The organism is Saccharibacillus alkalitolerans (assembly GCF_011090185.1).
Lineage (GTDB): Bacteria > Bacillota > Bacilli > Paenibacillales > Paenibacillaceae > Saccharibacillus > Saccharibacillus alkalitolerans.
In genome coordinates this window covers 15,470-40,942 of sequence record NZ_JAAFGS010000016.1, presented here as the reverse complement: position 1 = coordinate 40,942, position 25,473 = coordinate 15,470, and the positions used below count along the sequence as shown (strand labels likewise).

Genomic DNA, 25,473 nt, shown 5'->3' with positions numbered 1-25,473 from the left:
TGTTGGAAATGTATTTTTTCAGAGAATTTTCGAAAAAAAATATGTCGAAATTGTAACTTTTAATAGGTTTTTATAGTAGAATGGGGTTTGGGTCTAACGATTACCCGGCAGATGACCGATACAAACGGTAGGGCTTTTTTGAAAAATCAATTTTCTTTTTCATATACGGGACGGAAACAAAGAACGATAAGTTTGCTCCGGCTCCTTACGAGTGTTAATTAGAGCCCGGCAGTCTATTCCACCGGGCATTTCCCTTATTTTTCGCGCTAACGGGCAAGCCGATATAATGACCTTTAATCCACCATTTTGGGAGGTACGTCTTGAACAAAAGCAAATTTTTATCCGGCCTGGTTGCTTTGTCTTTGGGAATAGGAGGGGCTGCAGTCGGCGGAACGTCGGCTGACGCGGCTGCCGTAACGCAAACCTATTCGTCCTCGCAGGGGTTCGGCACGCAGCAGCAGGGGGCCAACCAATGGTATTATGAAAAGCTGTCGGGCACCGCTTATCTTGACCTTAACTATGATAAAAAAAATAATCGCTGGGCGGCGCCGAACGGTTATCCTTGGGTATCCGCTACGGCGCTTCATCCCGATCAGAACTTCGACGCGGTTCGGAAGTGGATTTCTCCGGGAAAAGGAACGATTTCGATCACGGGCAGCGTCAAAAAAGGAAGCGGAGAAGGCGACGGCATCGCAGCCAGCATTCGTAAGGACGGAAAAAAGCTGTGGAGTTCCGTAATCACGGGTACTTCAGCGATTTCGCCGACGGGGGTTTCCGAAGTATCCGTAGAAGAGGGCACGGAAATATCTTTTGTGGTGAACAAGCGGGGCAACGCCAATCATGACCATACTTTATGGGAACCCGATATCGTCTATACGGGATCGGCAGGCAGCACTTCGCCCAAAGCCGCATCGACCGCCCCCAAAGCGGAATCTTCGGCCAACGCCAAACAGTCAGCTTTTATATCCGTGCTGGATTATGGAGCCAAAGCCAATGATTCGAAAGACGACTATGCGGCGTTCGTAGCGGCAATCGACGCGGCGAAGGCAACCGGCAAGACGGTTTATGTTCCTGCAGGCAATTACATGCTCAGCGATATTTTAACGATAGACGGCGTCAAGGTCAAAGGAGCGGGCAAGCTGTTGACAACGCTGACTTCGACGAATCCCAAGCGCGGCTCGATCGATTTGAAAGGAAGCGGAGTCGAACTGAGCAGCCTGAAGCACGCTTACAGCACGACGGTGCCGCGGGGAGACGGAGCGAACGAAAAAAACAGCATCACCGTCCGCGGCGCGAAAAATTTCAAAATTCAAGATGTTTATATCAGCAAATCAAGCACGGCTGGGATTATGGTCACTTACGGTTCGACAAATGGGACGGTAAGCGGAAATACGCTTGATTCGACCGGAGCCGACGGCATTCATGTTACCGGAGGAAGCAGCTACATTACGGTGGAAAACAACATTGTTCGTAAGGCGGGGGACGATACGATCGCGGTAGTCAGTTATATCGATAGCGATGCTCGGGCTGCCCATCATATTACTATTCGCAAAAACCATGTGGGTTACGGCTCGAAAGCCAGAGGTATCGCGGTAGTGGGCGGCACGGACGTAACGATCTCGAACAATTCCATTCAGGATGCGAACATGGCCGGCATATATATTGCGGTAGAAGCTTCTTATAACACGCGCAATGTCGATCGGATAACCGTATCTTCGAATATGATCAATCACACGGGCATTGCGGAACCGCAAAATCATCCGAACGTACTGGTTTACGCTTCGCAGGGAATTGTAGATAATGTCGTTTTTAACAATAATACGATCAAGAACGGCGCTCATCGAGGAATCGGGGTGTGGGGTGAAGGGATCATCAAAAATGTGACGTTCAACAAAAACACGCTGATTAACCGGGTCGGCGCTCCAACCACCTTTAGCAACGGCAAAATCAAATTGAACCAGAATGTAGGATTTTAAAAAGGTGCGAAATCGAGGATTTATCAGATTCTGCAAGAGAGAAGCGGATATCGGCAGCTGCCGGCATCCGCTTTTTTGCATAATTGTTCGAGTCCGTGCTTAAAAACGGACTGCGCGGTTTATATAACACTATTCCTGCTTAACCGCTTTTCGCCGTTCTGAATCATGCAGCAGCCGCATTTTTGCGAAATCTGCTTGCTTGAATGGATACACGGAAACGTTATAGGCTTGAATGTGGAGAACAGACAAGGAGATTGAAGGAGGAACCTATGAAAAGAAAAACAAACAAAAAGGTTTGGGGGCTGATTTCGGTTCTCGTCATAGCCGCAGCCGCGCTGGCCATATGGAGAGGCTCGACGCTGATGAAGGAAGAAACCGCAGTGGAAAAACCGGAAACGGAAGAGAAAGCTCCGCTCGTCCAGGTGCCCGAAGGAGCCGTATCGATCGTCGACGAAGGAGCGACTCCCGATGACGATACCGACGATTTGGCGGCGATTCAATCCGCGCTCGATCAAGCGAAAGAAAAGAATCAAGCCGTCTATATTCCCCCAGGCAATTACCGACTGAGCAGCATTCTTGTAGTCGATGGAGTCAAGCTGCTTGGAGACGGAGCCGACTTGGCAATTCTGACTTCCACCGATTCGGGCAGCGGCTCGATCGATGTAAAAGGAGACAACGCCGTTCTCAGCGGGTTTGCTCATGTATACGAAAAAACAGAGGAGCGCGGTAACGGAGCCAACGATAAAAACAGCATTACGGTGCTTGGCGCGACCAACTTCACTATTCAGGGCCTAATGATCGACAAATCGAGCACGGCAGGGATTTTTGTTGGCGACGAGTCTTCCAACGGGAAAATTATCGACAACACGCTTCAAAACACAGGCGCCGACGGCATACATATTACGAATGGGAGCAGCAACATCGTGATTGAACGCAACAAGGTAAGCCAAGCCGGAGACGATACGATCGCCGTCGTAAGTTATGGAGAAAATCCGAAAACGACGAAAGACATCATGATCCGCGGAAACGATGTCGGTTACGGATCCAAGGCACGGGGCATTTCGGTCGTTGGCGGAGAAAACGTTACGATCGAAAAAAATCAAATTCGCGACACCGAAATGGCGGGCATTTATATTTCAGTCGAAAAAGAATGGGATACGCGCAATGTGAAAAACGTGGTGATTAATGAAAATACGATCGAACATACCGGTACGCGGTTAAATGCCGAACATCCGAATGTGCTGGTGTATGCGTCGCAAGGAAACATCGACGAAGTGAAGTTTAACGGAAATACCATCAGCGATTCCGTTCACGGAGGAATCGGAGTGTGGGGCAGCGGAGAAATCGGAAACATTTATTTCGATGCGAACAAGCTGGAGAATACCAAAGGCCTAGCAACGAACTTCAAAAGCGGAACGATTCATTCTGAAGGAAATATAGGCTTTTGATTTACAAAAAGAAGACAGCGAGCAATCGCTGTCTTCTTTTTTGTTACTTTCGGTTGCTAGATCTCTTAAATTAGGTATATGAGTCTGCTTGTTTGCGAAAAGCACATAGGCCTTAAGGACCTAAAAAGAGATTGGGTAAATGAAATTGATTCAAGCGAAAATCGGGGGTTTATAAACTAGACATCGCAAACGCAAATCAAGAAAGTCTGAGAGCAAGGTTAAGAATTTGAAAAGTTTTCGTGAACATTTTGTTGAAATTTCACCGATCGAAGCGAATGACGGACTCGGATGAGCAGTTCAACAATAGGACCAAGCAGCAGGAGAGAGCAGAAAGAGGTGATTTTGAAGTCGATATCAAAAAAACAATATAAGGACTTTTGGCATCCCGCGCGAAACGACTTCTTTTCGATGTTTCTCTGGTGTCCATTACGGAAAGGAGTGGATCGCGAAGCTTGATTGGACTACATAACTCGTACAGTTCCGCAAGAAAGGTAAATAGTTCAGCCACTTGTAACGAACCCGATAATCGCCTGACAGCCGGCGAAGGTTCGAATTTTGTATTTGCAATTTTGAAAAAATGTAAAATAAAATCAATATATTTACAAAACTAATCGTCCTTTTACTTTCATAACCTTTTATTTTGGTAATATTAATTTTTATTTTACAAAACTAATGGAATTGCGCGGCAGCATCTTTTTTTGCCTGATGCTCCTCTCAGTATGTGTCGAGTCGGCCGCCAACTATTCATGAAGACGGAGGGATCATGGAATGGAATTAAAGGAATATTTGAGCGTGATCAAAAAAAGATGGTGGGTACTGGGATTGGCCTTACTGTTGTGCCTTGCGGCTGCCATTGCGTATAACTCGAAATATCAGCCTATGTACAAAGCGTCGGTGGACTTGATCGTGAACGAACCGTCGATCACAAGCACGGGCCAAGCACAGGTCGATTCCAATTCGATCGAAGCGAACTTGAAGCTGATCAATACTTACAAAAAAATCATCACTTCGGACTCGATTACCAAACTTGTGGTCGAACGTCATCCGGAATTGAACCTCACTTCGACTCAGGTCGGCAATAAATTGATGATCGATTCGACGCAAAATACGCAGGTCATCAACGTTTCGGTAGAAGATTCCTCTTACGAAACGGCGGCTACCATTGCCAATTCGACGGGGAATGTATTCATCAGCCAGATTCCCGAAATCATGCAGGTTAACAACGTGAGCGTCTTGAATGCCGCCGATCCGAACCTGTCGCCCGATCCGGTCAACGACCATCGGCAAATGGTGATCGCGCTGGCTTTGGTGGTCGGACTCGTGCTTGGGCTCGGAATTATGTTCCTGCTGGAGTATCTGGACGATTCCGTAAAAACGGAGTTTGACGTAGAAAACGCGATCGGACTGCCGGTGCTGGCAAAGGTCGACCGGATTGCGAAAAGCGATCTGAAAAATCAGGCAAGCACGTATTCGGGGCAGCAGGAAGACACGGCCGTATTACGAACTGCCAACGAGCAGAGATAAACGAGGTCAACCATGAGATTCATACAACCGGAAATTCCCGTGCTTATTTATCGGGATCAAATTCTGCCGCCGTCCGAGACTTTTATCAAAAGCCAGGCTGAACGATTTGAATCTTTCCATTCGTATTTTATGGGTTCGCGTCTTGTGCCCGGATTGCAGATCGAAGCCGATAAGCGGATCATCATCAATACCGGAGGCGTGGCAGGCCGAAGAAAAGAGCTGGAATTCAAGCTGATGGGACCGGGACGCGGACTGACGCGGCGCCTTAAGGCTATTCAGCCTAAACTGATTCACGCTCACTTTGGTCCGGAAGGCTGTCTAGCGATGCCGATCGCGGAGAAATTGAACATTCCGCTGATCGTGACGTTCCATGGTTACGATGCGACGACCAAAGACGAATATGCCAGAAAGTCTTACTATACACATCGAAATTATCTGAAACAGCGGCCGAAGCTGCAGAAAAAAGGCGATCTCTTCATTGCGGTTTCCGACTTCATTCGAAACAAATTGATCAGTCAGGGTTATCCGCCGGAAAGAATCGTTCGCCACTATATCGGAATCAACCTCGAAACTTTTACTCCGGACCTTTCCGTCGAGCGCGAGTCTACGGTGCTGTTTGTCGGAAGGCTGGTCGAAGTGAAAGGCTGCGCCTATCTGATCCGCGCCATGGCTGAGGTTCAGCGCAAGCATCCCGAAGCCGAACTGGTGGTGATCGGCGACGGGCCGCTGCGCGGCGAGTTGGAACGGATGGCGGCGCAGGAGTTGAAGCGCTATCGCTTCCTCGGAACGCAGCCGCATCATGCGGTGCGTGAGTGGATGAACAAAGCTCGCGTATTCAGCGTTCCGAGCGTCAAAGCGGAAAACGGCGCGGAAGAAGGGCTGGGAATGGTGTTTCTTGAAGCGGCGGCGATGGGGCTGCCCGTCGTCAGCTTCGCGACCGGAGGCATACCGGAAGCGGTTGAGCACGGAATGAGCGGGTATCTTGCACCGGAATGCGATTCCGCAAGGCTCGGCGGCTATATCGAACGGCTGCTCGCGGAGCCCGAATTATGGCAGTCGTTCAGCGAGTACGGACGCATTCGCGTAAGCAGGCAGTTCGATTTGGACGAACAGACCCGCAAGATGGAGGAACTGTATAAACTCGTCATCTCCAAGCAGTTTGTCGGCGAATGCGTTAACTTCGAGAAGATGCTGCCTTCCGTCAATGAAGCTCAACATATTTTGTAAGCATTTCTTTAGATAAAAACAAATCTTATTCCATTAGAGGAAGGCGATGTAATCGATGACTAGAGCTATGAGCAGCGGTACGTATCTGGTTGCCAACAAAAATTCGAACGCGGAAGCTTCCGAGTCCTATCGTACGCTGCGGACCAACATTCGGTTTTCCGCGATGGGACGTTCCTCGAAAGTTCTGTTGATCACTTCGGCAGGCAATGAGGAGGGCAAAACGACAACGGCAACCAATCTCGCCGTATCGTATGCGCAGGAGAGCAAAAAGGTGCTTCTGATCGACGGCAACCTGCGGAATCCTTCGCTGCAGCGAGTGTTTCCTCGCTCCAATAAGCGCGGTTTGACGGACGTCGTCAGCGGACAGTGCGGCCTTGAAGCCGCCGTCTCGACGACCGCGATTCCGAATTTATCGGTATTGACCGCAGGAACCGTTCCGCCGAATCCTTCGGAGATTCTCGGTTCGGAGCGAATGCAGGAACTGCTAAAAGAGGTTGGCGCTTATTACGACGTCGTTCTGGTCGATTCTCCGGCGGCATTGACCGTCTCGGACGCTCAGATTTTGGGAACCATGGCGGACGGGGTTGTACTCGTGGCGCACCAGGGGAAAGTAACGAAAGACGAGCTTAAAAAAGTCAAAAGAGGAATGGATCATGTCAATGCGCACATTTTGGGCGTAGTGCTGAACAAAGCGTAAACAGCGAACAATGACGGCTCGACACCCGAAGACATCCTAGACAAATGGAGGGGAAATCATGAGTGTAGTCAACAACGACGCCGAAGCGAGAGAGTACAACGAGGTTGCATTCCGTAATCTGTCCTGGAATCGGGGAATCCTGTTCAATACGACCAAACGCAGTATGGATGTGGTGGCATCCTTGATCGGATTGATTCTGCTTTCGCCCGTATTTCTGGTCCTGGCCGTATTGATCAAGCTTGAAGACCCGAAAGGCCCGGTGTTTTTCAAGCAAAAGCGTTTCGGAAGAAATTCGAACATGTTCAGCATCTACAAGTTCCGTTCCATGGCAACCAACGCCGAACAGAGGCTTAAGGAAGACAAAGCGCTGTATGAAAAATACGTTGCCAACAATTACAAGCTTGAACAGGACGAAGACCCCCGCATCACGTCCATCGGCCGTTTCCTTCGCAAGACGAGCCTCGACGAACTGCCTCAGCTGTTGAACGTGCTCAAAGGCGAGATGAGTCTGGTCGGCCCTCGACCGATCGTGGCTCAGGAACTGAAAGAGTACAAGGACCGCAAAGACGATTTGTTATCGGTAAAGCCGGGAGTAACCGGTTATTGGCAGGTTAGCGGGCGAAGCGACGTCGGATATCCGGAACGCGTGGATCTCGAGTTGTATTATGTGTATCACCGTACCATTCTGCTGGACATCCGAATTCTTTTTGCAACAGTCGTTAGCGTTCTGCTCAAAAAAGGCGCTTATTAATCCCTCGCCGTTTCAGGGCAATCGAGGGAACGAGGCCGTTTTCGGGCAGGAAGCGCGCAGACAGACACTCTATCCAAAAGGAAAGGATGAAGCCGAATGAAAGTCGCGATTATACACGATTGGCTGACCAGTTATGCCGGATCGGAGAAGGTGCTGGAACAAATGATTCACATTTTTCCCGAAGCGGACATCTACAGCCTGGTCGATTTTTTGCCGGAAAAAGACCGCGGATTCCTTCGGGGCAAGCAAGTACATACTTCCTTCCTCCAAAAGCTGCCGCTCGCCAAAAAGAAATACCGCCAGTATCTGCCGTTAATGCCGCTGGCCATCGAACAGTTCGACCTGTCGTCGTACGACTTGATTTTGTCGAGCTCCCACGCGGTAGCCAAAGGCGTGATTACGGGACCGGATCAGCTCCACATTTCTTACGTCCATTCGCCGATCCGTTATGCCTGGGACATGCAGCCTCAGTATTTGAAAGAGTCTGGGCTGGAGAAAGGGCTTAAAGGTACGATGGCCAAGCTGATTCTAAGCCGGATCCGGCTGTGGGATTACCGAACGTCGAACGGCGTCGATCACTTTGTCGCCAACTCCCAGTTTATCGCCAACCGGATCTGGAAAGTCTACCGCAGAGAAGCTTCCGTCATCTATCCGCCGGTAAACGTAGGAGCGTTTACGGTCAGGGAAGAAAAGGAAGATTTCTATCTGACGGCTTCGCGTATGGTTCCTTATAAAAAAATGGACATGATAGCGGCGGCTTTCGCGCAAATGCCCGATAAAAAGCTGATCATTATCGGCGACGGGCCCGACATGGAAAAAGTGCGCAAGCACCAATCGCCGAATATTCAAATTTTGGGCTACCAACCGGACGACGTGCTCGTCGATCACATGCAGCGCGCCCAGGCTTTTGTCTTCGCCGCGGAAGAAGACTTCGGCATTACGCCGGTCGAGGCGCAGGCATGCGGAACTCCGGTCATTGCATTCGGCAAAGGCGGAGCGCTGGAAACGGTCAAAGGGCTGGATGAAATCGCTCCGACCGGCGTATTTTACAGCGAACAAGATCCTGCCGCCATCAAGGCTGCCGTTCAGCGCTTCGAACAGGAGAAATCGAAAATTCTGCCGGCCAACTGCCGTAAAAACGCGATGCGCTTCTCGCCGGAAGTGTTCCGTCAGAATCTGCAGACGCATATCCATAACAAGCAGCTTGAAGACGGACGCCGCTTCGGCGCCGAACGGATGATTACGCGGGTGCTTTAAGCCGACTCTCAAACCAAAGGAGACTTACTTATGAAATTGACATTTATCGGGACCGGTTATGTCGGTCTGGTGTCGGGCGTATGCTTTTCGGAGATCGGCAATCAGGTGACGTGCGTAGATAAAGATTTGGACAAAGTCGAACGGCTCAAAAAAGGCGAAGTTCCGATCTACGAACCCGGCCTGCAGGAATTAATCGAGAAAAACACGAAACTCGGCAACCTGGAATTCACTTCCGACCTCACCGCTTCGGTGCGGGAAGCGGATATCGTGTTCATCTGCGTCGGTACGCCCTCGCTGCCGAGCGGCGAGGCGAATCTCGAATACGTGGAACAGGTGGCTCAAGATATCGCGCTGGCCATGAACGGCTATAAGATCGTGATCACGAAAAGTACCGTTCCGGTCGGAACAAACGATAAAATCAAGCAGATCATCAGTCAGCTCAGCCCGCACAACTTCGATGTCGTGTCCATTCCGGAGTTCCTCCGCGAAGGTTCCGCCGTCAAAGATACGCTGAATCCCGACCGTATCATCATCGGCACAAGCAGCGAGCGCGCAGCCGCCACGCTGACCGAGCTGCACAAGCCCCTTACCGACGAAATCATGGTTACCGAAGTGCGGAGCGCGGAAATGATCAAGTACGCGTCGAACGCTTTCCTCGCCACCAAAATTTCGTTCATCAACGAGATCGCGAATATCTGCGAGAAGGTCGGCGCGGACGTTACCAACGTGGCCAAAGGAATGGGATACGACAAGCGGATCGGTTCCTCGTTCCTGCAGGCGGGAATCGGCTACGGAGGTTCGTGCTTCCCGAAAGATACGCACGCGCTCATCCAGATTGCCGGCAACGTGGATTACGAATTCAAACTGTTGAAGTCCGTTGTCGAAGTGAACAACGACCAGCGGTTCAACATCATCGCGAAGCTTAACCATTCGCTGGGCGATCTTCAGGGCAAGACGGTCGGAATCTGGGGGCTTGCCTTCAAGCCGAACACCGACGACGTCCGCGAAGCGCCTGCGCTCGATATCATCAAGACGCTGCTTGAGCAAGGCGCGGTCGTCAAAGCGTACGACCCGATTGCCACGGACAACTTCCGCCGCTTTTTCCGCGGCGAAGCGGATGTGCAGTGGTGCGATTCCGCCATGGAGACGGCCGAAAGCTGCGATGCGCTCTGCCTGCTGACCGATTGGTCGGAATTCAAAGAAGTCGACCTGCAGCAGTTGAACGGCGTCATGAAGCAGCCTGTCCTGATCGACGGACGCAACGTCTACTCGAGAGAGCAGCTGGCGGAGACGACGTTCCAATATTACTCGATCGGACGGCCTGAGCTGGAAAGCCTGTCGCCGTTCCGTAACTCGGTGGCCTCGGATTAATCCGGGGCCTGCACCATTGAAGAAAGGAGGAACGAATGATGAACGGCAACAAGACAGACCGGAACGGAAATAGCGGCATGCGAATCTGGTGGCTGAATCCGACTATTATATTCGCGCTGTTGATGACGATCATATTGATCGGCGCTTACTACATTCCGGGCGACAGCTATCTCTCGTTTTACCGGGTCAACAAGTTCATTAACGAGTCGAACATCATTTTTTCCATCCTTCCGGTATGCTGTTTCGTGTTCGGCGGCATCCTTGCTTTCCTGGCCGGGAAAGGAACGAAGCCTTCGAACGCATTGGGCGAAGTGATGGAGAAAAAAGATTCTTTCATTAAAATGTGGATCGGCCTGCTGTTCGCTTTCACGATGTTCGGCTACGCGGTCTGGTTTTTGATCATGCTTCGCAACGGATTCAGCCTCGCCTTGTTCATGAGCGTGCTGAGCGGAGAACCGGGAGCGATCTACGGCATTAAGGAAAGCTTCGACAACGTGGCGGGCGTAACGTCCTTTACCAACTTCGGCATTCCGTTCGTGATTCTGACCAGCTACTACCTCTTCTATAACAAAAAGAAAATCTACATATGGATGCTGCTGGCCGTATTTTTGTTGACGATGATGCGCGCGCTCTTCTTCCTGGAACGTCTGGCCATTATGGAATTTCTGGTGCCGGCCGCCGTCGTCTATTTCTCCATGCGGGCCAAGCTCGGCCGGCGCACGCCGCTGGTGGGCTTGTATCCGTTCATCGGCGTAATCGCGCTCGTCGGATTTTTCGGGATCAGCGAATATTATCGGTCCTGGCTCAGCTACTACGTCAATTACTATCCGTCCTTCTGGGAATTCATCGTGACCCGCTTCTTCGGTTACTACGTGACCGCCATCAATACGGGCACGCTGTACTTCCAGCATCTCGGTTTCCATTGGCTGCCGTTCCCGAACTCGACGGCGGAATTCGTCTGGAAGTTCCCGGGAGTTCCCGACAACGCCTACGAATCGATTTACGGCTTCGAGCCTCAAGCGATGATCAACAACACGCTGGCCACGATGGGCAACCCGGAATTCAACAATCCTTCGGGCCTGCTGCAGCCTTACAACGATTACGGCTTCGGCGGCGCATTGGTGTTCTGGGTAATCGTAGGGTTCTTCACCGGCGTGCTGTACACTCATTTCCAAAAAGGGCATACGTTCGGCATGATGATTTACCCGATCTGGTTGGTCGGCGTGCTCGAAATTCCGCGTTACTTCTACTTCGGCAGCGGGCGATTCTTCCCGTGCTGGGTAATCATTCTCGCGTTTACCTTAATCCTTCACTACAATCGGAAAAAGCTGACCAGTTGGCGGCTGAAAGGAGTGGGAGCCGGTGAATAAGACTCGCATTTATATTAACGGACGTTTTCTCAAAGCTTCCGTGACCGGAGTGCAGCGCTATGCGTACGAACTGCTGCGCACCGTAGACCGTCTGATCGGCCGGGACGACCCGGCGGTTCGCGGTTACGAATTCGTCGTGCTGGCACCGACGGGCGACATTCACGAACTGGGGACGCGGCATATCGAAGTCCGTCAGGCCGGGCGCTTCGGGGGCCAGCTGTGGGAGCAGCTGTCGCTGCCGAAGCTGGCCAAGGACGGCTTTCTGCTCAATTTGTGCAACGCGGCGCCCCTGTTCAAGCGCAGGCAGGCGGTAACTTTGCACGATGCGGCCGTATACTCGGTACCGGACACGTATTCCGCGGCCTTCAAGCTCTGGTATAAGCTGATGTTCCGGACGCTCGGACGCAGCGCACCGCTGATCTTGACCTGCTCGAAAAATTCGAAAGACGAACTGATGCGCCACTGCGGAATCCGGGGAGACAAGATCCAAGTCATCTACCACGGCAAGGAGCACGTGCTTCAAACGGGGACGTCGCCCGAATTTCCGGAGAAGCAAGGGTTGAAACGGCCGTTCGTGCTGGCGGTAAGCAGCAGCAGTCCGAACAAAAATTTTCGTTCGATCGTTCGCGCCGCCGAATTGATCGGCGATCAAGGGTTCGACTTCGTCATTGCCGGCGGAACGAATCCGAAAATTTTCAAATCCGAAGACACGGAACTCGGCGAAAACGTCCGCCATGTCGGTTATGTGGAAGACGAGGAACTGCGGACGCTTTACGAGAGCGCGGCCTGCTTCGTATTCCCGTCTTTTTACGAAGGATTCGGATTTCCGCCGCTTGAAGCGATGGCCTGCGGGTGTCCGGTCGTCGTCTCGGATACCGCTTCGCTGCCGGAAGTTTGCGGAGATGCGGTTCTGTACTGCGATCCCAGCCGACCGGAAGATATCGCGGAAAAGCTTGCGCGGGTTATGCACGACCCCGCGCTTCGGGAAGAGATGAAGCGGAAGGGATTGGCGCAGTCCGCCAAATTTTCCTGGGAGAAATGCGCATACGAGACGTTGGCGGAAGTGAAGCTGCATGCGGCGGGACGCACCGCCAATCAAGCGGCCAGAAGCGAAAGCCGAAAAGCGGAAGCTTGACCGTAGCGGCGTCGCCCGGCCCCGGACCGGGCTGCGGACGAGCCGCCGAGACAGGAGAGGAGGAGAGCTGAGATGAATATCATGTTCGCTAGTCACACTTATATGGGCAGTCCCTTCGTGGTCGGCTCCCATCACCTATCGAGGGAGATGGAAAAACTGGGCCACTCGGTCATTCACGTCAGCACTCCGCTCAGTCCTTTTCATCTGCTGAAATGGAAAGACCGCGATATCCAGCAGCGGTTTCGGATTCTCCAGGGCAAGCAGGTGGATACGACGGCAGTGGTCAATTCCGTGCCGATGTCGCTGCTGCCTTGGGAGATCGCCGGACCGATTTTTAAAAAGACCCGCAAAAACTGGATGCTTCCGTCGATCAAAAAGGTCATGCGCGAGCACGACATGAATTCGGTGGATCTGCTGCTGATCGATCAGCCGCGCTTTGTCGGTCTGGAGAAGCTCGTTTCGCCGAAGGTAACGATCTACCGACCGACGGACATCTACAGCAAGATGACCGGCGACGCGTCGATCGCTTCGGCCGAACAAACGCTGATGTCCGTCGTCGATGGGCTGGTCTCCACGTCCGGGCCGGTATTGTCGGAACTGCGAGAGTACAATCCGGCCGTGCCGACGCTGCTGCTCGAGAACGGCGTGGAGTTCGATCATTTCTCCGCTCCCGCACCGGAGCCCGACGACCTTAAGCCTATTCCCGGACCCCGTGCCGTCTACGTGGGCGCGCTCGACGAACGGCTCGACCTCAAAGGGCTGAAGCTGCTCGCGAAGGAAAAGCCGAGCGTCAGTCTGGTGATTATCGGTCCCGTCAACGACGAGACGAAGCGGGATTTCTCGGAGTTCGCCAACGTGCATTTCCTGGGCGCGAAAAAATATGCGACCGTCCCGGCCTATCTTCAACATTCGGACGTGGCGCTGCTGCCGCTCAGCAACCATGCCGCCAACGCGGGGCGAAGCCCGATGAAGCTGTACGAATACGCGGCCGCCGGACTTCCGGTCGTCGTCACTGAAACGCCCGAGCTGCTGCGCCGTCAAGAGCAATTCCTGCACTTTTACCGCGACAGTTCCGATCTTCCGCGAAAAGTGGAAGAAGCGCTGGGAGCCGGGGCGGACCGCGTCTCGATTCGCGAAATGGCGAGAAGCCATGCCTGGGAAGCCAAAGTGAACACGCTTCTCGATTTTATCGACAACCTGTAGATACAGAAAAGCAGTTAAAGGAGTGGCGAAATGTCTTCATTAAAAAAGAAAGGGATCAAAGCGGCCAAATGGTCGAGCCTAGCCACGATCATCACGATCGTCATCCAGCTTCTGCAGCTGGTAGCCTTGTCCCGGATTCTCAAACCGGTCGACTACGGTCTGATGAGCATGACGATGGTCGTTGTCGCGGCGGCAGTCAACTTGACCGACGCAGGGATCTCGAACGCCATTATTCATCGCCAGGATGTCACCAAAAACCATCTGTCGAGTCTTTACATATTGAATTTGGCGACAGGGGCTTTCATCGCCACCGTAATTTTCTTTTCCGCCCCGCTCGTCGTTTGGTTTTACCAAGAGCCGGAGCTGCTTAACCCGGTTCGCTGGATGGCGCTGCTATGCCTGCTTCCGGCGTTCGGCCAGCAGTTCGAAGTGATGTTCCGCAAGGAACTGAAGTTCGACAACATCGCCAAAATCCAGATCGTGGCTTACTTCGTCGGTTTCGTTCTGGCCGTAGGCGGGGCATTGGCAGGGTTCGGCGTTTACGCATTGGTGCTGTCCAATCTCGGCAACGCCTTTGTCAAATCGATGCTGCTGCTGATTCAGGGCTGGAGAAAGTGGACCCCCGCCCTGCACTTTGCGCGGAAAGACTTGAAAGGTTATCTGAGTTTCGGCGCGTATCAAATGTCGTCCAACGTGATCCAGTCGCTGATGTCCAATATCGACTACATCATTATCGGACGTTTATATAGTGCCCAGACACTCGGCTACTATTCGTTCGCCTTCCAGCTCTGCACGATGCCGGTGCTGAAACTGGCGCCGCTCATCAACACGGTCAGCCTGCCGCTGTATGCCAAAATGCAGGACAATCTTGAACGTCTTCGCGCCGGTTACATCAAAACGGTCAACCTGGTCAGTTATTTGAACGCGCCGATCTACATGGGTCTGCTCGTGACGGCGCCTATGCTCGTTCCTTTTATTTTCGGAGACAAATGGGAACCGAGCATCATCCTGATCCAAATCCTTTCGGTCGCCATGCTTCTGCGTTCGCTCACCGTTCCTATTCAGCCGCTGCTTCAAGCGAAGGGCCGTATGGACATGTATTTCCGTTACACGCTGATGGGAATGAGCGTTCAGGTGCCTGGACTCGCAATCGGCACGTACTTCGGAGGCATTATGGGAACCTGCATCGCTTACGTGCTGATCCAATTCACGGTACTCGTGATTCAGTATCAGTATGCGATGCGCCGCACGATCGGTCCCTGCCTGCGCGAGTACATGCGCAGCATGGCCCCGGGCCTTCTGTACGGTCTGATCATGGTCGTCGGCGTCGTGCTGATCAATTACTTGTCCGTCGCCGTCTTCTCGCAGCAGGCCAACTTTATCATTCAAGTCGCTGTCGGCGCCTTGATCTATGTTGCCGTAATTTTTCTTTTTAACAAAGATTTGTTTCAAAGCGTTAAGAATAGGCTTATAAGTAAAACTAAGTTAGCAAAATGACGGCGGACGTGTCAAAGAAGTTTACATTCTCGCTTCATACAACCAAAGGAGGGCATCAACATGAGTAAAGTCAAAAAAGCGATCATCCCGGCAGCAGGTCTTGGAACGAGATTTTTGCCCGCAACGAAAGCGATGCCTAAAGAAATGCTGCCGATCGTGGATAAGCCGACGATTCAGTACATTGTCGAAGAAGCCATGTCTTCGGGAATCGAAGACATCATTATCGTGACGGGCCGAAGCAAGCGGGCCATCGAGGATCATTTCGACAAAAACATAGAGCTGGAAGCCGATTTGGAAGAAAAAAATAAAGAAGAGCTGCTCAGCATCGTGCGTGAAGTGACCAACCTGGTCGAAATCCACTGCGTTCGTCAAAAAGAGCCTCTCGGTCTCGGACATGCCATCTGGTGCGCCCGCAAATTCATCAATAACGAACCGTTCGCGGTGCTGCTCGGCGATATGATCATCGACAGCAAAGTACCGTGCCTCAAACAGATGATGGACGAGCAGGAGCGGACCGGCGGCAATATGATCGCGGTCGAAGAGGTGCCTTGGAAGGACGTCAGCAGCTACGGCGTCATCAAGGGGGACAAACTGTCCGACAACCTGAACCTGATTACGGATCTGGTGGAAAAGCCGAAGGTAGACCCTCCGTCCAACCTCGCCATGATCGGTCGTTACATTCTCGAACCGGAAATCATGGACATCTTGGAAAATCAGACGGCGGGCGTCGGCGGCGAGATCCAGCTGACGGACGCGCTCAAAAAGCTCGCTCAGCTGTCGCAGATGTACAGCTTCCGTTACGACGGCCAGCTCTACGACGTCGGCAGCAAGATCGGCTACTTGAAAGCCAACGTCGACTTTGCGCTGAAGCGCGAAGGACTGGGCGACGAACTGCGCGACTATCTGCTGGAAAGTCTGGTTAATCCCGCCGCGACAGCCGAGAAAAAGGAAAATCTTAAAATCGTTTAAAAGCGCAACGCTGCGAAAGATTGGACATCACCGAATCGAATCGACAGAATGGAGGGGCAAGCATGAAATTGGTATTGTTGTCCGGAGGCTCGGGCAAGCGGCTGTGGCCGTTATCGAACGACGCCAGATCGAAGCAGTTTCTGAAAGTGTTGGAGAACGAACGAGGCGAGATGGAGTCGATGGTGCAGCGAGTCTGGGGGCAAATCAAAGGTGCGGGCCTGGCCGATTCGACGGTTATCGCGACAAGCAAGGTGCAGGTCGAGATTTTGCAAAATCAGCTTGGCGGCGTGCCGATCATCGTCGAGCCGGAACGCCGGGATACCTTCCCGGCGATCGCGCTGGCCGCTTCGTATTTGTATGGACAGGGAGTCAGCTTGGACGAAACGGTATGCATTCTGCCGGTCGACCCTTATGTCGACGACCGCTTCTTCGACCGAATCCGCGACCTGGAGAAGGCTCTGCACCATTCCGGAGCCAAAATGGCGCTCATGGGCGTTAACCCGACCTATCCGTCGTCCAAGTACGGCTATATCGTGCCCGAAGCGTCCGATAATGCCGGCGGTTATCAGAAGGTAGGGCGCTTTACGGAGAAGCCGAGCGAAGAGCGGGCGGAGCGCCTGATCGAGCAGGGCGCCCTGTGGAACTGCGGCGTCTTCGCGTTCAAGCTGGGATATATGATGGACACGCTGCTGCGCGAAGGGATGCCGATCCAATACGAAGAACTGCTGTCCCGCTACGCGTCGCTGGAGAAGATCAGTTTCGACTATGCGGTCGTGGAAAAAGAGCCGCATATCGCGGTCATTCCTTACGACGGTTATTGGAAGGACCTCGGAACCTGGAACACGCTGACGGAAAACATGGGGCTTCGCCACATCGGCAACGGCAGCATCAGCGACGATTCTTCCAATACGCATCTGATCAACGAACTGGACATACCGGTTACGATCATCGGCATTTCCGATGCGATCGTCGCGGTCAGCCCGGACGGCATCCTGGTCTCGGACAAGGCGGCAAGCCCGCGCGTCAAGGACATGATCGAAGGCGGGCAGCGTCCGATGTACGAAGAGCGGCGCTGGGGCTGGTACCGGGTGCTCGATTACTCCAAGTTCGGAGACGGCACGGAAGTGCTGACGAAGCGGATCGGGCTTGGCGCGGGCCGGAACCTGGGCTACCGCAAGCATATTCACCGGACGGATACATGGACGATTATCAGCGGCGAGGGCATTCTGGTGAAGGAAGGTTCCATTACGCCGGTCAAAGCGGGCGATGTCGTGACGATCGAACCGGGGACTTACCATTGCTTGAAAGCCTTTCGCGATATGGAATACATCGAAGTTCAAAAGGGCGAAATCGTTCAAGAAGAGGATTTCGAAGAAATGTTCAGCAGCTGGAACGATATCGAACGCCACTGCGTGGGAAGCGGCGCGCAGGCGGCCGCTTCCGGCCGAAGCGCTCTATGAGACGTTGGGCGAAGATTGCGCTATCCGGCGCCGCCGTTCTGGCTATCGGCCTCGGCGGCTACGCCTATTCGATTTATCGCCCGGTCGTCGATACGATGGAATCGATCTATGAGCCGCTTGAATCGGATATCGCGATCGGAGCGACCGATCCGGCCGGCGGAGGCGCTCTGACCGCTTCCGTCGGCACGTCCGGCGCGCAGCGCGCGGTGCAGGAACTGCCGGCCGACCTGAGCGAGAAAAAGCCGTTCAATCTGCTGGTGCTCGGGGTCGACGAACGGGAGAACGATACGGGGCGTTCGGATGCCATCATGATGCTGGCGGTGAATCCGGAAAAGCGTTCGATTCTCATGTTCAACATTCCGCGCGATACGCGAACGGAGATCGCGGGTCGGGGCACCGTGGACAAGATCAATCATGCCTATGCGTTCGGCGGCGTGAATATGTCGGTCGATACGATCGAGCAGTTTCTGGGCGTGCCCGTGGATTATTACGTCAAAGTCAACATGGAAGGGCTGGAGCGGATCATCGATATTTTGGGCGGCGTAACCGTGGATAATCCGTTCGAATTCAACTTCGAAGGCACGGATTATGTCAAAGGACCGATCGAGATGAACGGCCACGAGGCGTTGATGTATTCGCGGATGCGATACGACGACCCGAAAGGGGATATCGGCCGCAACGACCGGCAGCAGCTGGTGCTGTCCGCCCTGATCGAAAAAGGCAAAAACATTTCGAATTTGACCAAGGTCAATTCGCTGTTGGACGCGGTCAAAGATAACGTCAAAACAAATCTTACCAAGGATGACATGATGGATATCGTGACCAAGTACCGCACGGAGATCGAGACGGTCGACAAAGACGAAGTGCGGGGCGGCGGAAAACGGATCGGCGGAATCTACTATTATATGGTGGATGAAGCGGAGAAGGCGCGCATCCGGGAAAAACTCGCGCAGCAGCTGCAAAACGAGAATTCATGAAGAAGCGAAGGGAAGGACGGCAATGGCGGTCAATCTGTTTTTCATTCCCCACCAGGATGATGAAGCGCTTACGTTCGGGGCGGGCATTCGCAACCACCTTAATGTCGGCGACGAGTGTCATGTTATTTTATACACCGACGGTTCGTCTTCCAACGTCGTTCGGCAGTTGAACGGCGAAACGAAAAGCAATATGCATCGCAAGATGCTGGAACCGAAAGCCGAAGGCTATGCCCCGCTGGACCGTTCCGATTTGGTTCGCTGCCGCAACGACGAATTTTTGCGTTCCTGCCGTGCACTCGGGCTGCCGCCGGAACATGTGCACGTCGTGCAGCGGCTGCAGGACGGGACGACGACGGTCGAAGACTGCGAAGCGCTGATCCGCGAGTATGCGGACCGATACGACGGAGCGAGGGTAAAGACGTTTACCGACCTCGGCGGCAATCACCGCGACCATGCGAATATGGGGACGGCGGCGCTCAACTTGTATCGACAGGACAAAATAGCCGATCTGCGTTTGTATATCGAGCCGTACAACTTGAGGCAGGCGAAGAAAGCCCGCCGCGGACTCGAAGTGCTGAAAGAACGGCCGGAGAGCAATCGGGACTCCGTCGTCGCTTCGCTGAACGAATACAAAAAGTGGAATCCTGCGCTGGAACAGTTTGCGATCGGGTACCACTCGGTACGAAAGGAAATCGACGCGGCGATTGCCAATCCGGTGTCCTATTATCATAAACCTTACTGAATGATGCCTGCCGGAACGAAGACCAAATGACAAAAAAGGGGCTGCGAACGGATGAGCAAAATTTTGATTGTAGGCGGACAGATGGAGAACAAAGGCGCGCAGGCGATGACGTTTACGGTTATCAACGAAATCAAGAAGCGTCATCCCGACAAAGAAATTTTGGTCAACTGCATCGATCCCGATCGGGGTTACGCTTTCGATATCATTAAAATAGGCAAAAAGCTGAAGATCGAAATGTTGGGCGGCCTGTTCGGTACGCTGGGCAAGCTGGTTCCGAACGCCAATCATGTTAACGTGACCCGGGCGCAAATGGAACAAATCATGAAGGACACCGACATGATCATCGACATCAGCGGATTCGCGCTGTCCTCGCAGTTCACGATCCGTCATTCCGTCAATTATCTGGTCAACATCATGCTGGCTAAGCGCTACAAAGTACCGATGGTGCTGATGCCCCAATCGTTCGGCCCTTTCAATTACGAAAGCAAATATAAGTCGGCGATCATGGCGCTGATCAAAAAATATATCACTTATCCGACTTACATATATGCGCGCGAGGACGAAGGCATGCAGTTTTTGAGCCGTTTCACGACCAAAAACCTGAAGCGTTCCATGGATCTCGTTCTGCAGGGCAGCAGCGCTTACGATCTGGACGTATTGTTTAAGCCGGGCGCTTACAACCCGAACGAGCGGGTCGTCGTCAAAGAGAATTCCGTCGGCATCGTTCCCAACGTAAAAACGATGAAGTACGGCTCGCGCGAAGATCTGCTGCAGGCGTATCGCAAAATGACGGACCATCTGCTCAAGCGCGGCGTGAACGTCTATCTGCTTCGCCACTCGACGGAAGATCTCGAGATCTGCAAAGGCATCAAGCAAAGCTATCCGAACGACGATCGGGTCGTTCTGCTGGAAAACGAATACGACTGCATCGAGATTCATCATATCTTGGAGCAGTTCCGTTTCATTATCGCTTCGCGCTATCATTCCATCATTCACGCCTACAAGGACGGCATTCCGGTGCTTGCGCTCGGATGGGCGACCAAGTATCAAGAACTGCTGGGACGCTTCGGACAGAAAGAGTACATGTTCGACGTGCGCGACCTGGCGCATGTGGAGCAGGAGATCGAGCGCAAGATCGACTTGATGCTCGCGCGCCGCGACGACGAATCGGACAAGATCAAAACGGTAACGGCCGAAATTCAAGCCCATACCATCTTTAACGAAGTATTCGGAGAGCTTCCGGCCGCCGAAAAGAACGAAGGCGCCGAAGGATTGGAAGAAGAAACGACGCTGCAGATCGGCTGATCGCCGGCGGCGAAGCAGGGGGCTGCGCAGAAAGACCTTTATCGACCGGCTGACAGGTTGGACGATAAAGGTTTTTTTGCGCGGAAACGCGGTCGGAAAAGCATAGGCAAAGCCGCGGATTTATGCTAACCTTCTTACCGGGATACGCGGAAGACGATTTGAAGAAGAGAGGAAGAGCGATAGCGATGGAGCAGTTGTTTATCGGAGAAGTTTCACTCAGCGACGGGACGATCGAATCGGTACTGCTCCTGGAAGCGGCGGCAAGAATCGAATTTAGGACATGGGACGGATCGAAGGCGGTGTTTCGTTTCAAAGGAGTGATCGGCGTGCAGGACCGCAACTCGGCCGGACAAGAAGTGGAATCGCTGATTACGGAAGAGATCCCGCTTATTCCGGGCAGCCCGGGCTTTCTGACGGAACTGCTTGAGGAGCGGCCGGAAGGCCGCGCACAAGGAATCACGCGATACGCGTTTATCGGGTCGTGGACGATGCGTCCCGTCCTGGAGATTTTTGCCGAAGAAGTGGAGTCGGAACGGATGTACGGGTTCTGAAGAAACATGGGAAATAGTGGTCTTTCTTCTCTATATTACATCCGGATCGGCGGTTCACGATAGGAAAAAAGAGGTTATTTACATCTACCCCGTATCGCATCAGAATCGGCAGCCGTATGTCCGCGCAAAAACGACTTTCCATTCTTCCATTCGAAGGAGATGAGACGCATGTCAATAGACCGTTTCATTTGGACCAAATTAAGCCGAGTCACCGACGATCAAACCAAAGATAATCTGGCCAAACTGCTGGCCATTCGGATCCGTAAAGCCGAAAATGCGGAAAAAGCGGCGAAAACCGCGCGGCGTCTGACCTCTTGAGCGACCTGGGAGCCGAAGACATACAAAGGAGGTTCCTCTCGGAACCTCCTATTCGGCCTTTAAGCCGGCCGAAGCTTCTTCGCACTCCTGCTCTGCCGCATGAAGCGCTTGTTCTTCGATGTCTTCGTTCTGCGGTTCGTTGATCCATTCGTCCGACCAGCCTTGAATGCATTCGATGGTCGATTGAAGCGCGCGTCCTTTTTCCGTCAATTCGTATTCGATCCGGACCGGAGTCTCGGCATAGACGTGGCGTACGACGATCCCTTCTTTCTCGAGATCCTTCAGCCGTTCGGACAGCAGGCGGCCGCTCACCGGAAAAGCCGACTGGATATTGCAGAAACGCTGCGGACCCGACAGCAGGCGATAAATGATCAGGCCGTTCCAGCGCTGCGACAAAATCTGCATCCCTCTCTCGAAACGGGGACAAAGCGTTGAATTTTTCATATGTTCACCTCCAGACTTTCCATAGGAAAGGCGTCTTGCAAGTTCCCTTTATCTTTTTAATTATATCATGAATCTTACGTAGAGTGAGGATTTCGCCCATTATTTTCCGTCGGATCATGAAATTTAGGAAGAACCTTTCTTTTTACGGAGTTCCTCTTTAAAAAAGAGGCTTATCTGACGAAATTAAATAGTGACCGACTAAATTCATTTTTGCATAACGATCTCGCCTACGGAAAGAGGGAAACCCCGTGAACATTCTAGACGCACTCGTACTCAGCATCCCTTACTTGAAAAAAATGACGAAAGAAGATTTCATGATCGGCATTACCGACAGGGAGAAGTTTTTGTATTATGCGCCTTCTTCCGATCTGGATTTCGGCCTGAGCGCGGGTACGCCGATTCCTGCCGACGATGCCAATCTGAAAAAGGCGCTGAGCGGACAGCTGTCCAGCACGCGGCTTCCGGCTTCGGCCTACGGCGCTGAGCTGGAGGCCAAAGGCATCCCGGTGTTCGGCGAAGACGGAAAGGTCGTGGGCGCGCTTGCCGTCGCGTATACGATGAAAAACGAAGAGTTTTTGCAGGGCTTCGGCGACCGAATGGAAGCCGTCAGCCGCTCGCTGACCGATTTCGTCGCTTCCATCGCGGCACAGTCCCAGCAGCTCGCCGCCGCGACGACGGAAATTCGCGAAAACTCCGGCCGCGCCGTTACCGACGCCCGGGAAGTCAACAAGGTTACCTCTTTTATCCGGGAGATTTCGGAACAGACCAATATGCTGGGGCTGAACGCGGCCATCGAGGCGGCCCGTGTCGGAGAGCTGGGCGCCGGATTCCAGGTGGTGGCGAGCGAAGTACGCAAACTGTCCGTCGACACGAAAAAGGCGACGCAGAGCATCGAGCAGGCGCTCAATAACGTGCAGGGCAGCATTCTGCGCATGGAACAGGAGATTTCTTCGATTTCCGACGCTTCCAACGAGCAGGCCCATCTACTGGGGGAATTCAGCAGCCTGACGGACCATTTGAATGAATTGAATGCCGAATTTTCCGAATTCACTCGTCATCTGCTTGAAGAACGGGCACGGCTGACATGATGGCTTGCGGCGTTCCGAGTGAGCGCCGCAAACAAGAAATCAAAAAAGACATTCCGGATTTCCGGAATGTCTTTTTATGTACCGCGCCACGTTATTTTAGTAGAGGGACAAAGCAAGCGTGTCGCTTTCGCGGTACGAGTGCAGGATGGCTTCCGAGCCTACGATTTCGATACTGATCAAGGAACCGATACATTTTTTCAGAGCTCTTTTGCCGTTGTTTAACTTATTATCTAATGCGCTGGTCAGCAGTCTAAGCATTTTTTGAGCGGGTTGTGTATTCTCGGCGTCAATGTAAACGGGGACCAGTTTTTCTTGAACTGTAATCGTCGTTTTCACTACATTCACCTCATTATCTTTATCTATCCTTATGATTGTATTATAAACGGGCTTCCTTAAAAACAAATTAAAAAACGCTTAAATTTCTTCGTAAATGTTACTATTTTCTCGTTTTTTTTAATAGAAACGTCACATCCTCCCGTTTTCTCTCGTTTATCGGCAGCGATCACCGGTCAAATTTAATAGTTGTTTACCCGAGCCGACCGCTTTATGAAAACCTTTTTACGTGAATTATTAATCATTTTTTGAAAAATCAATGAAAAGCCGGGAAATGATTGAACGCCGAAGCATTTGGGGTAATGAATAACCTGATCGGGGCAGCCGTCTAACTGTTTCGTATGCGCCTTGGAAAGGACAATATTCATCAATCGAGAGCGAAGGAGTGTATCGCCATGTCGGTACCACGTTTTGAAAATAGGACCGTGATCGTTACCGGCGCGGGCTCGGGGATCGGCCGGGCCGCCGCGCTGAAGTTCGCGCAGGAAGGCGCGAATGTGGGACTGTTCGAGCTGAATCCCGAGCGCGCCGAAGAAGTGCGGCAGGAGCTGGAAGCCATCCGTCCGGGATCGGCGCTCGTCTGCGAGGTGGACGTTTCCGATCTGGAAGCGATGGAAGCCGCCTATCAAGCGGTAACCGACCGATTCGGCGGACTGGACGCGGTGTTTGCGAACGCGGGGATCAACGGAGCGATGGGGCCGATCGAACATATGGAGCTGTCCGAGTTCCAGAAGACGATCGACGTCAATCTCGGAGGGATGTTCCTGTCCGTGAAGCTGGCCGTTCCCCATATGAAAAAGCGGGGCGGCGGAAGCATCGTGATCACCAGCTCGGTAAACGGCAACACCCGCTTTTCCAGCATAGGCATGTCTCCTTACAGCACGTCCAAAGCCGGGCAAGTCGCTTTCGCAAAAATGGCGGCGCTGGAATTGGCCCGCTACCGGATTCGCGTCAACACGATCTGTCCCGGCGCCATCTCGACCAACATCGAGGAAACGACCGAGACGAACGAACGGATGGAGGAGATCGCTATTCCGCTGGAGTTTCCGCGCGGCGGCGATCATCCGCTGGCCGGACGGCACGGCCTGCCGGAAGAAGTCGCGGATTTGGCCGTCTTCCTCGCCTCCTCGGAAGCCCGCCACGTGACCGGAGCTTCCATTACCGTAGACGGGGGAGAATCGCTGCTGTTCTGATCGGCAAGCGTACGCCGCAGGCTTTGCCGATCGGCAGGCCGAGGCTTCCGAAGTTTCGCCGGGCCGCGAACCCGGCTGTTCAGAGCTTACCCGGAGCTTTTTTTCGGGTAAGCTTTTTTGCGTTTGAAAGGTGGAACGGCGAAAAGGAAGAAAACGTACTTCGCGGACTCGGTTTGGGCGGCGGAATCGGGTATAATAAAGCGACGAAATCAAAAACGTTTATCCGGGAGGGAAACGAAGATGGGATGGTTATCGTGGCTGGCCGAGCAAAAGATCGAAGAAGCGATGCGCGGCGGGGAGTTCGACAACCTGCCGGGCAAAGGCAGACCGATCGAAATGGATGATCTGTCGGGCGTTCCGGAAGAACTTCGGGTTCCGTACCGGATTTTGAAAAACGCGGGGGTGCTTCCGGAAGAAATCGTTCTGCGCAAAGAATGTCTGGAACTGGAAGATCTGCTTGCGGCATGCCGTTCGGACGAGGAGCGAGAAGAAGTCGGAAGCCGCCTGAATGCCAAAAAGCTCAAGCTGCGCATGGCGGAAGAAAAAAGAGGCTGGAGCGGCGGAGCTTACGGGCAGTATGCCGACAAAATACGCGAGCGGCTGGGCGGGTCCTAACATCGTTTCGCGGCGGAGCCGC

At 52.9% G+C, this 25,473-nt stretch carries 24 protein-coding genes; 22 read left to right on the top strand and 2 right to left on the bottom strand.

What is annotated here, in order from left to right:
* The first annotated feature begins 320 nt into the window (after window positions 1-320).
* The 19 genes from GYN08_RS23180 to GYN08_RS23090 all read left to right on the top strand — a co-directional run bounded on the left by GYN08_RS23180 (window position 321) and on the right by GYN08_RS23090 (window position 21,778).
* On the top strand, window positions 321-1,976 hold the full coding sequence (locus GYN08_RS23180; RefSeq protein WP_166280093.1) for a glycosyl hydrolase family 28-related protein: 1,656 nt from the start codon (window positions 321-323) through the stop codon (window positions 1,974-1,976).
* Between the two features lie 269 nt (window positions 1,977-2,245).
* Window positions 2,246-3,424 carry a glycosyl hydrolase family 28-related protein gene (locus GYN08_RS23175; RefSeq protein ID WP_235946453.1) on the top strand — a complete coding sequence of 393 codons (1,179 nt, stop codon included), beginning with the start codon at window positions 2,246-2,248 and terminating at the stop codon, window positions 3,422-3,424.
* A gap of 768 nt (window positions 3,425-4,192) precedes the next feature.
* Window positions 4,193-4,948, top strand: a complete 756-nt coding sequence (locus GYN08_RS23170) for a YveK family protein (protein WP_166280090.1) — start codon at window positions 4,193-4,195, stop codon at window positions 4,946-4,948.
* A 12-nt stretch (window positions 4,949-4,960) separates the two neighbouring features.
* The gene (locus GYN08_RS23165; RefSeq protein WP_166280087.1) at window positions 4,961-6,175 is read left to right on the top strand and encodes a glycosyltransferase; all 1,215 of its coding nucleotides are present in this window, start codon (window positions 4,961-4,963) and stop codon (window positions 6,173-6,175) included.
* Window positions 6,176-6,230: 55 nt separating this feature from the next.
* The gene (locus GYN08_RS23160) at window positions 6,231-6,872 is read left to right on the top strand and encodes a CpsD/CapB family tyrosine-protein kinase (RefSeq protein ID WP_166280084.1); all 642 of its coding nucleotides are present in this window, start codon (window positions 6,231-6,233) and stop codon (window positions 6,870-6,872) included.
* A 58-nt stretch (window positions 6,873-6,930) separates the two neighbouring features.
* Window positions 6,931-7,623: a sugar transferase gene (locus GYN08_RS23155; protein ID WP_166280081.1), complete on the top strand. Its 693-nt coding sequence runs from the start codon at window positions 6,931-6,933 to the stop codon at window positions 7,621-7,623.
* A 96-nt stretch (window positions 7,624-7,719) separates the two neighbouring features.
* The gene (locus GYN08_RS23150) at window positions 7,720-8,880 is read left to right on the top strand and encodes a glycosyltransferase family 4 protein (protein WP_166280078.1); all 1,161 of its coding nucleotides are present in this window, start codon (window positions 7,720-7,722) and stop codon (window positions 8,878-8,880) included.
* A 30-nt stretch (window positions 8,881-8,910) separates the two neighbouring features.
* On the top strand, window positions 8,911-10,251 hold the full coding sequence (locus GYN08_RS23145) for a UDP-glucose dehydrogenase family protein (protein ID WP_166280075.1): 1,341 nt from the start codon (window positions 8,911-8,913) through the stop codon (window positions 10,249-10,251).
* Window positions 10,252-10,286: 35 nt separating this feature from the next.
* A complete protein-coding gene (locus GYN08_RS23140; RefSeq protein ID WP_235946452.1) occupies window positions 10,287-11,621 on the top strand; it encodes an O-antigen polymerase in 1,335 nt (444 codons plus the stop codon).
* Window positions 11,614-12,756 (top strand): glycosyltransferase family 4 protein, encoded by a 1,143-nt coding sequence (locus tag GYN08_RS24110; protein ID WP_166280072.1) that lies wholly within the window; start codon window positions 11,614-11,616, stop codon window positions 12,754-12,756. Before GYN08_RS23140 ends, GYN08_RS24110 begins: the two co-directional genes overlap by 8 nt.
* A gap of 72 nt (window positions 12,757-12,828) precedes the next feature.
* A complete protein-coding gene (locus GYN08_RS23130; RefSeq protein ID WP_166280069.1) occupies window positions 12,829-13,959 on the top strand; it encodes a glycosyltransferase in 1,131 nt (376 codons plus the stop codon).
* Between the two features lie 30 nt (window positions 13,960-13,989).
* On the top strand, window positions 13,990-15,456 hold the full coding sequence (locus GYN08_RS23125) for an MOP flippase family protein (RefSeq protein WP_166280066.1): 1,467 nt from the start codon (window positions 13,990-13,992) through the stop codon (window positions 15,454-15,456).
* A gap of 60 nt (window positions 15,457-15,516) precedes the next feature.
* Complete coding sequence (galU, locus tag GYN08_RS23120; protein ID WP_166280063.1) at window positions 15,517-16,425, top strand: UTP--glucose-1-phosphate uridylyltransferase GalU; 909 nt, start codon at window positions 15,517-15,519, stop codon at window positions 16,423-16,425.
* A gap of 62 nt (window positions 16,426-16,487) precedes the next feature.
* Entirely contained in the window at window positions 16,488-17,885 is a 1,398-nt protein-coding gene (locus tag GYN08_RS23115) for a sugar phosphate nucleotidyltransferase (RefSeq protein WP_166280060.1), read from the top strand.
* Window positions 17,882-18,862 carry an LCP family glycopolymer transferase gene (locus GYN08_RS23110; RefSeq protein WP_166280057.1) on the top strand — a complete coding sequence of 327 codons (981 nt, stop codon included), beginning with the start codon at window positions 17,882-17,884 and terminating at the stop codon, window positions 18,860-18,862. The genes GYN08_RS23115 and GYN08_RS23110 overlap by 4 nt, the downstream gene beginning before the upstream one ends.
* A 22-nt stretch (window positions 18,863-18,884) precedes the next feature.
* Complete coding sequence (locus tag GYN08_RS23105; RefSeq protein WP_166280054.1) at window positions 18,885-19,604, top strand: PIG-L family deacetylase; 720 nt, start codon at window positions 18,885-18,887, stop codon at window positions 19,602-19,604.
* Window positions 19,605-19,655: 51 nt separating this feature from the next.
* Window positions 19,656-20,909 (top strand): polysaccharide pyruvyl transferase family protein, encoded by a 1,254-nt coding sequence (locus GYN08_RS23100; protein WP_166280051.1) that lies wholly within the window; start codon window positions 19,656-19,658, stop codon window positions 20,907-20,909.
* Between the two features lie 185 nt (window positions 20,910-21,094).
* Window positions 21,095-21,460, top strand: coding sequence for a hypothetical protein (locus GYN08_RS23095; RefSeq protein WP_166280048.1), 366 nt, complete (start codon window positions 21,095-21,097; stop codon window positions 21,458-21,460).
* A gap of 168 nt (window positions 21,461-21,628) precedes the next feature.
* A complete protein-coding gene (locus GYN08_RS23090; protein WP_166280045.1) occupies window positions 21,629-21,778 on the top strand; it encodes a hypothetical protein in 150 nt (49 codons plus the stop codon).
* Between the two features lie 48 nt (window positions 21,779-21,826).
* On the opposite strand, the gene GYN08_RS23085 is transcribed toward GYN08_RS23090, so the two are convergent.
* Window positions 21,827-22,222, bottom strand: a complete 396-nt coding sequence (locus tag GYN08_RS23085) for a winged helix-turn-helix transcriptional regulator (protein ID WP_166280042.1) — start codon at window positions 22,220-22,222, stop codon at window positions 21,827-21,829.
* 248 nt (window positions 22,223-22,470) lie between these two features.
* On the opposite strand from GYN08_RS23085, the gene GYN08_RS24105 reads away from it, so the two are divergent.
* Complete coding sequence (locus GYN08_RS24105; RefSeq protein WP_328803014.1) at window positions 22,471-23,310, top strand: methyl-accepting chemotaxis protein; 840 nt, start codon at window positions 22,471-22,473, stop codon at window positions 23,308-23,310.
* 96 nt (window positions 23,311-23,406) lie between these two features.
* Here GYN08_RS24105 and GYN08_RS23075 read toward each other — a convergent pair whose 3' ends face one another.
* Window positions 23,407-23,646, bottom strand: coding sequence for a hypothetical protein (locus tag GYN08_RS23075; RefSeq protein WP_166280039.1), 240 nt, complete (start codon window positions 23,644-23,646; stop codon window positions 23,407-23,409).
* 392 nt (window positions 23,647-24,038) lie between these two features.
* On the opposite strand from GYN08_RS23075, the gene GYN08_RS23070 reads away from it, so the two are divergent.
* A complete protein-coding gene (locus GYN08_RS23070) occupies window positions 24,039-24,836 on the top strand; it encodes an SDR family oxidoreductase (RefSeq protein WP_166280036.1) in 798 nt (265 codons plus the stop codon).
* Window positions 24,837-25,076: 240 nt separating this feature from the next.
* Complete coding sequence (locus GYN08_RS23065) at window positions 25,077-25,451, top strand: DnaJ family domain-containing protein (RefSeq protein ID WP_166280033.1); 375 nt, start codon at window positions 25,077-25,079, stop codon at window positions 25,449-25,451.
* Window positions 25,452-25,473 lie beyond the last annotated feature (22 nt).